The following is a 6,911-nucleotide window of genomic DNA, read 5'->3' on the forward strand; positions in this document are numbered from 1 at the left end:
CCGCCGCCGCCCGGGGCGCTGCAGCTCCTCGGTGGCGTGCCGGACCCGCGCCTCGTGCCGGTGGCGGCCCTGGCCCGCGCCTACCGCCGCGCGCTGAGCAGGCGCGAGCACCTCGGCTACGGCGACGCGCGGGGGCACCCCCGGCTACGCGCGGCGCTCGCGCGGATGCTGGGCGAGGCGCGAGGGCTGGCGGTGCGATCCGAGGGCGTGCTCGTCACCCGGGGCGCACAGATGGCGCTCGCCGTGGCCGCGCGCGGGCTGCTCCGCCCCGGCGACGCCGTCGCGGTGGAGGACCTCGGCTACCGCCCGGCCTGGGAGGCGCTGCGGCTCGCCGGCCTGAGGCTCGTGCCCCTGAAGCTCGACGCCCGGGGCCTCGACGTGGAGGCGCTCGCGGCGCGAGCGGGACCGGAGCGGATCCGCGCGGTGTACCTCACCCCGCACCACCAGTACCCCACGCTCGTCACCCTCTCGCCTGCGCGGCGGCTCTCGCTGCTCGACCTCGCGCGCAGGGCGCGGCTCGTCGTGCTCGAGGACGACTACGACAACGAGTTCCACTACGAGGGCCGCCCCGTGCAGCCGCTCGCGAGCGCCGACGCGGCGGGCGTGGTCGTGTACGTCGGCTCGCTCTCCAAGGTGCTCGCGCCGGCCCTCCGCATCGGCTTCCTGGCGGGGCCGGAGGACGCCATCGCCCGCCTCACCGCGCACCGGCACTACCTCGACCGCCAGGGCGATCTCGCGGTGGAGGCGGCCGTGGCCGAGCTCCTCGAGGAGGGGGAGGCGCAGCGCCACGTGTGGCGCACGCGGAGGATCTACGCCGCGCGGCGCGAGGCGCTCGCGGACGCGCTGCGCGCCGAGCTCGCGGGCGCGCTCACCTTCGAGCAGCCACCCGGCGGGATGGCCTACTGGTGCCGCGTCGCGCCCGGCCTCGACGCCGAGGCGTGGGCCGACCGCGCTCTCGCGGCGGGGGTGGCGGTGCAGGCGGGCCGGCTCTTCGCCTTCGACGGCGGCTCGCCCCCGAACCTGCGGCTCGGCTTCGGCCGGCTCGACGAGCGCGAGCTCCGCGAGGCCGTCCGGCGCCTCGCCGGGGCGCTGGGGAGAGCGAGCGTGGCCGGCGGCGCGGCCGCCCGTCCCCTCAGAACTGCAGCACGCCCGCGACGGACAGGCCGAACACGCTCGTCTCGCTGAAGCGGAACCGCCGGCCCGGCGCGTCGTAGCGCCAGTCGTAGTTCGGGTTCAGGTCCGGGTTCGCGGTGACGCCGGTGATGTCCTTGCCCGCGTCGGCGACGCCGCCGCGGCCGAGCGACTCGCCGGAGAGGAAGTGCGCGGTCTGGGTCGCGAGCGAGGCGCTCGCGTGGAGCGACACGAAGCGCGAGGCGCGGAGGTACAGGCCGAACAGGCCGCCCATCGTGAGGTAGGGCTCCGTCGCGTGGAGCTTGCCGCTCATGTCGGTGAGCGGGTTGTAGAAGCGCTGCGACGAGGTGTAGTCCGCGAACGCCCGGACGTCGACGGACACCTTCTGGTCCTCCGACGGGTTCTCGTACGGCACGAGCTCGGCGCCGAAGGTGAGGCCCCCGATCCACGGCAGGCGGGCGCGCGCGTCGTCTCCCCAGCTCGAGCAGTTGGCGGCGCCCGCGAGCGTCGCCTCGGCGGGCGAGCGGCGCGCGAGCTCCGCGGCGTGCTCGCAGTTGGAGTACGTGCCGCTCGAGCGCTGCATCCCGGTCACGTGCGCCTTGAAGTACGGGTCGATGGGGCCGAGGCGGCGGGAGAGCACCGTGTAGAGGTCGTACTTCCAGACCTTCTCGCCGAACGCGCCGGGGTTGCCCGACGAGACGTGCGGCGACGCCCAGCTCGCGCTGCGGCCGGCGGCCGGATCGTAGGCGCTGGCGGTGGGGAAGGTGAGGTCGGCGCCCACGAGCCAGAACGGCTTCGTGTCGTCGCGGGCGTCGCTGAAGATGCCCCACGCGACGCCGGCCTTCACGTCGCCGGCGCGGCCGCCGTGATAGACGGTCGTGTTCGTCCCGACCGGGAAGAGCGGGCACGTCGCGCCGCCCGGATCGCACGGCTGGTTCATCGCGTCGATGGTGTTGTTCGTGATGGTGGAGACCGCCTCCACGGGCAGCCCGTTCACCAGGGCGAAGCGCCAGGAGTGGTCGTCCGCGAGCACGTAGGGCAGCTCGACGTGGACCTCGAGATCGCGGTGGAGGCCGACCGCGAAGCGCGGCACGAGCGCGTTCGTGATGCGCGTGTAGCGCAGCTCGTCGACGTCGGCGTTCGCGCCGAACGGCGGGTTCGCCGCCGGGTCTCCCTGCTCGCGGGTGAGCTTCCCGCGCAGCTGGGTGCGATCCCAGCGCAGCGACACGTGGAAGTCGAACAGGTTGCCGGTCTCGCTCGTGGCGACGCGGGTGATCTCGGCGGCCCCGGCGGGGGCGGCGAGCGCGACGAGGGTGCAGATCGTGAGGGCGCGCAGGCGAAGCCGCCGCATGTCTCCTCCGTGGACTGGAGCGAACGCCGCGGAAAGCGCAGCAAAACCGCGCCGACGCTAGCAGTGGCCCCCGGAGCGGTCAAGTTGACGAGCCCCCGCCTGGTGTGTGCGTCGGCGCACGATTCAGGAACGGGCCGCTACTCGTCCGTCTCGGGCGGCTCGCGGAGCCCCAGCTCCTTCATCTTCACCTGCAGCGACTTGCGGCTGATCTGCAGGCGCTTCGCGGCGCGCGTGACGTTGCCGCCCGTCTCCTCGAGCGCGCGCGTGATGAGCTCGCGCTCGAGCTCCGCCTGCGCGTGGCGCACGATCTCCTTCATCGACGCGCCGCTCGGCGCGGCGATCGCGCCGAGCGGGCCCATCGCCGCGATGGGCACCGGCGGCTGGGCGCCGCGGTCGCGGAGGGAGTCGGGGAGGGCGCTCGCCTCGATGAGCGGCCCGTCGGCGAACAGGACCGAGCGCTCCATGAGGTTCTCGAGCTCGCGGATGTTCCCGGGCCAGCCGTAGCCGAGGAGGAGCTGCAGCGCCTCCTCCTCGATGCCCTCGACCTTCTTGCCGAGCCGCTGGTCGTACTTCTCGATGAAGTGCCGCACGAGCAGCGGGATGTCCTCCTTGCGCTCGCGCAAGGGGGGCAGGGCGATGGGGACGACCGCGAGCCGGTAGTAGAGGTCCTCGCGGAACCGGCCGTCGGCGATCATCTGCCGGAGGTCGCGGTTCGTCGCGGCGATGAGCCGGACGTCCACGCGGAGGGTCTTGATGCCACCGACCCGCTCGAACTCCTGCTCCTGGATGGCGCGCAGGAGCTTCACCTGCATCTCGACCGGGATCTCGCCGATCTCGTCGAGGAACAGGGTGCCGCCGTCGGCGAGCTCGAAGCGGCCGGGCTTCGACGCGACCGCGCCGGTGAACGCCCCGCGCTCGTAGCCGAACAGCTCGCTCTCGACGAGGTCCTTCGGGATCGCGGCGCAGTTCACCTTGATGAGCGGCTTGTCCCGGCGGGAGGAGCCGCGGTGGAGCGCCTTCGCGATGAGCTCCTTGCCGGTGCCGCTCTCGCCCGTGACGAGCACGGTCGAGGGCGAGTCCGCCACCCGCGCGACCATGTCGTAGATGGCGCGCATCGCCGCGGACTGGCCGACGAGCGGCGGGCGGTCCCCCTCACCGAAGCTCGAGTGGACGTTCTGGCGCTCGAGGTCGTGCGCGCGCGCGGCCTTGGCGATGACCTTCTTCAGCTCGTCCTGCTCGAACGGCTTCGTGATGTAGTCGAAGGCGCCCGCCTTGAGCGCGCAGACCGCGCTGTCCACGGAGCCGTGCGCGGTGATCATGATCACCGGCACGTCGGGGAAGTCGGCCCCGACGCGACGCAGGAGATCCATCCCCCCGAGCTTCGGCATCACGAGGTCGGTGACGACCACGTGGACGGGCGTCTTGTGCAGGACGCCGAGAGCCTGCTCGCCGTCCGCGGCGGTCGTGACCTCGTAGCCCTCGCGCTTCAGCATGGCCGCGAGGACCCGGCGGATGTTCACCTCGTCGTCGACGATGAGGACGTGAGCCACGGGGGTGCGTTACCACAGTCGACCGGTCTCCGCACGCGCGGCGCGCCTCGGGCCCGGCGCAGGGGTCTCGCCCGCCAGGGCGCGGCGGAGGGGGCGCCGGATCCCGGGCCGCCGGCGGCGAAGGCCGGGGCGCCCCGGGCCGGGCTCACGCCTGCTGCTTCTTGCGACGCTTCCGTCGGCGGCGGAGCCGCGCCGCGGCCTTGGCGCGCCGCCGCTCGCGGGCGCGGCGCTTCTCCTCCTCGTCGACGGGCGGCTTCGGCGACTCGGGCGGCCGCTCCTCCCGGAGCCCCGGCAGCGAGATGAGGAACTCCGCGCCCTCGCCGGGCGACGAGCGGACCTGGATCGTGCCCTGGTGCGCCTTCACGAGGCGCTGGCAGATGGCGAGCCCGAGCCCGGTGCCCTTCTCCTTCGTCGTGTAGAAGGGCACGAAGATGCGCTCGCGGGCCTCGTCGGGGATGCCCGGGCCGCTGTCGCGGAACCGCACCTCGACGAGGTCGGCCTTGCGCATCCCCTCCCGCCAGAAGGCGAGCTCGTCGCGCGCGAGGCGCGTCGAGACGACGAGCTTGCCGCCGGTGGGCATCGCCTGGAACGCGTTCAGCGCGAGGTTCAGGAACACCTGCTTGAGCTGCTCGGCGTCGGCGTTCACGGGGGGGAGCCACTCCGCGAGCGCGAGCTCCACCGAGATCGTGGGCGGGACCTCCGCCTGGAGCAGCTTGAACGTCCGCGCGAGGACGTCGTTCACGTCGGTCGGCGCGAGGGCGGGCTTGAGCGGGCGCGAGTAGTCGAGGAACTGGGTGACCACGCCGTTGAGGCGGTTCACCTCCTCGATCACGATCTCGAGGAACTCGCGGTCCTCGCCGGGGAGCTTCGCGGGATCGAGGAACTGGACCGCGCCCTTGATGGCGGCGAGCGGGTTGCGGATCTCGTGGGCGAGGCCGGCCGACATCTCGCCGAGCGCGGCGAGGCGGTCGCGCTCCTTCATCTGCTGGTACAGCTTGGAGTTCTCGATGACGAGGGCGCACCGATCGGCGATCTCGATGAGGGCGGCGATCTCGTCCGACGCGAAGGCCTCGGGGACGCGCTCGTCCCAGCAGGCGAGGAACCCGACCACGCGGTCGCCCGCGAGGAGCGGCATGCAGATCCCCGCGCGCATGGAGCACATCACGGCGCGCGCGTCGCTGAGCCGCTTCAGCTCCTCGGCGACGGCCGCGGGCGCTCCGCGACCGCTGCGGCTCTCGTGCTCCGCAGGCCCGGGCGGGAGCATCGCCCGGAGCTCCGCCACCCGGCGGTCGATGTTCTCGAGCAGGATGGCCTTCTGGGTCGAGGAGGCCGCGGCGAGGAGGGCGCGCGCGGTCGCGGGCTCGAGGAACGGGACCGGGGGCGGGCCGCGGAAGTCGAGGAGCCGGTAGCCGGGGCGATCGTCCGCCACGAGCCAGAGGGAGGTGTGCGTCGCCCGGCGCGTCTCCACGAGGCCGTCGAGCACCACCTCGGCGAGGCCGGCGGGCTCGATGACCTTGCCCGTCCGCTGGCGGAGGGCCTCGAGGCGTCGCACGAGCTCGTAGCGCTCGCGGAACAGCGTCGCGACCACCCACTCCTCGACCCGCTCCCGCATCGGCTCGAACAGGGACAGGATCACGAACGACGCGACGATGGTGTTGAAGTAGAAGAGCTCGGGCCGGTCGCCCACCCACGACACGAGCCCGCCGTAGATCGCGACGAGCACGAGCCCGAGCGCGGTCACCACGACGATCTTCCCGAGGAACTCGTGCAGATCGAGCAGCCGGTGGCGCTGCAGCGTCTGCGACAGGAAGAACATGAAGATGGTGAGGGTGATCGAGCCGAGCCCCTCGGGCGGATAGGGGAGGCCGAGCAGCGGGAGCATGTCGAGCGTCGACAGGAGCACCGCGACGACCGCGCCGAGGAAGAGGTACTGGAGGCGCGCGCGCTCGACCCGTGTCTGCGAGGCGTGCATCTTGCCCCACAGCACGGAGAGCACCACCGCGAGCCCGCCGACCACGTAGGTCGCGACGAGGAGCTTCGCGGCCTTGAGCTGCACGAGCGGGGTGACGGCGACCACGATCCCGGAGAGGGACCCCGCGAGCATGGCGTTCCGGGCCCGGCGCGCCGGCCGGCGCGCGACGCCCAGGAACTCCAGGAAGAAGGCGAGCGCCGCGGCGGGGATGAGGCCGCCCGACGCCACCGCGAGCCGCTCCCACCAGGGGACCCCGAACGCCTCGGACCAGCGCAGGAAGAAGCTCGCGAGGGAGAAGAGGCACAGATCCGCGGCGAAGAGCGCGAACAGGGTGAACACCCGCGAGCGGTTCTCGCGCAGGAGCGCGGCCGCCGAGAGCGCGAGCGTCACGATCGCGGCGAGCAGCGCCGCCTGGGTCCGGATGTCCACGCAGGGGCGATCCTAGACGTTTTCCGCGCCGGTTGCCCGCCCCGGAATCGCCCGCCCGCCTCGGCGATCCCGGTGGCGGGAGGCGCGGCCGGACGGCGCAGCCGGGCGGGCCCTTGACGCGACCCCTCCGTGATCCGCACTCTGCACCTGCCCCCGATGATCACCGCAGCGCTCGCCGCCGTCCTCCTCGCGTCGGTCACCCCGTCCGACGCCGTCCTCGATCTCTCCCCCGCCTTCCAGGCCGGCCCGGCCGCGCAGGCGAAGGCCGCGTTCGACGCCGGCCGCCACGCCGAGGCCGCCGCGAAGCTCGCGCACGTGGCGACCCCGGAGGCGCGGCTCCTCCGCGCCATGGCGCTCGCCGAGGCGGGTCGGGCCGCGGAGGCGCTCGCGCCGCTCGAGGGGCTCGAGGCGCGCCTCCCGGACGCGGCCGACCGGATCTCCCTGCTGCGCGGCCGCGCGCTCGAGGCCGCGGGGCGCG

General features: G+C 73.7%; 4 protein-coding genes and 1 pseudogene. 2 read left to right on the forward strand and 3 right to left on the reverse strand.

The window, feature by feature from the left end; genetic code table 11:
• Positions 1-1,185, forward strand: a 1,185-nt coding sequence (locus tag MNZ39_RS22660; protein WP_242341370.1) for a PLP-dependent aminotransferase family protein, incomplete at its 5' end; no start/stop codon positions are given.
• On the opposite strand, the gene MNZ39_RS22665 is transcribed toward MNZ39_RS22660, so the two are convergent.
• The 3 genes from MNZ39_RS22665 to MNZ39_RS22675 all read right to left on the reverse strand — a co-directional run bounded on the left by MNZ39_RS22665 (position 1,133) and on the right by MNZ39_RS22675 (position 6,433).
• Positions 1,133-2,482, reverse strand: coding sequence for a hypothetical protein (locus MNZ39_RS22665; protein ID WP_242341371.1), 1,350 nt, complete (start codon positions 2,480-2,482; stop codon positions 1,133-1,135). The two genes, MNZ39_RS22660 and MNZ39_RS22665, sit on opposite strands and share 53 nt — an antisense overlap.
• A gap of 137 nt (positions 2,483-2,619) precedes the next feature.
• The gene (locus MNZ39_RS22670; RefSeq protein ID WP_242341372.1) at positions 2,620-4,032 is read right to left on the reverse strand and encodes a sigma-54 dependent transcriptional regulator; all 1,413 of its coding nucleotides are present in this window, start codon (positions 4,030-4,032) and stop codon (positions 2,620-2,622) included.
• Positions 4,033-4,177: 145 nt separating this feature from the next.
• Positions 4,178-6,433: an ATP-binding protein gene (locus tag MNZ39_RS22675; RefSeq protein WP_242341373.1), complete on the reverse strand. Its 2,256-nt coding sequence runs from the start codon at positions 6,431-6,433 to the stop codon at positions 4,178-4,180.
• Between the two features lie 129 nt (positions 6,434-6,562).
• On the opposite strand from MNZ39_RS22675, the pseudogene MNZ39_RS22680 reads away from it, so the two are divergent.
• Positions 6,563-6,911: pseudogene (locus MNZ39_RS22680) on the forward strand (lytic transglycosylase); the annotation flags it as partial.

Origin of the sequence: Anaeromyxobacter sp. SG66 (genome assembly GCF_022690805.1) — a bacterium.
GTDB classification, from domain to species: domain Bacteria; phylum Myxococcota; class Myxococcia; order Myxococcales; family Anaeromyxobacteraceae; genus Anaeromyxobacter; species Anaeromyxobacter soli.

Bases quoted from the DNA above. Each gene is read 5' to 3' on its own strand.
- MNZ39_RS22665 (WP_242341371.1), bottom strand. From the start codon at position 2,482: ATGCGGCGGCTTCGCCTGCGCGCCCTCACGATCTGCACCCTCGTCGCG.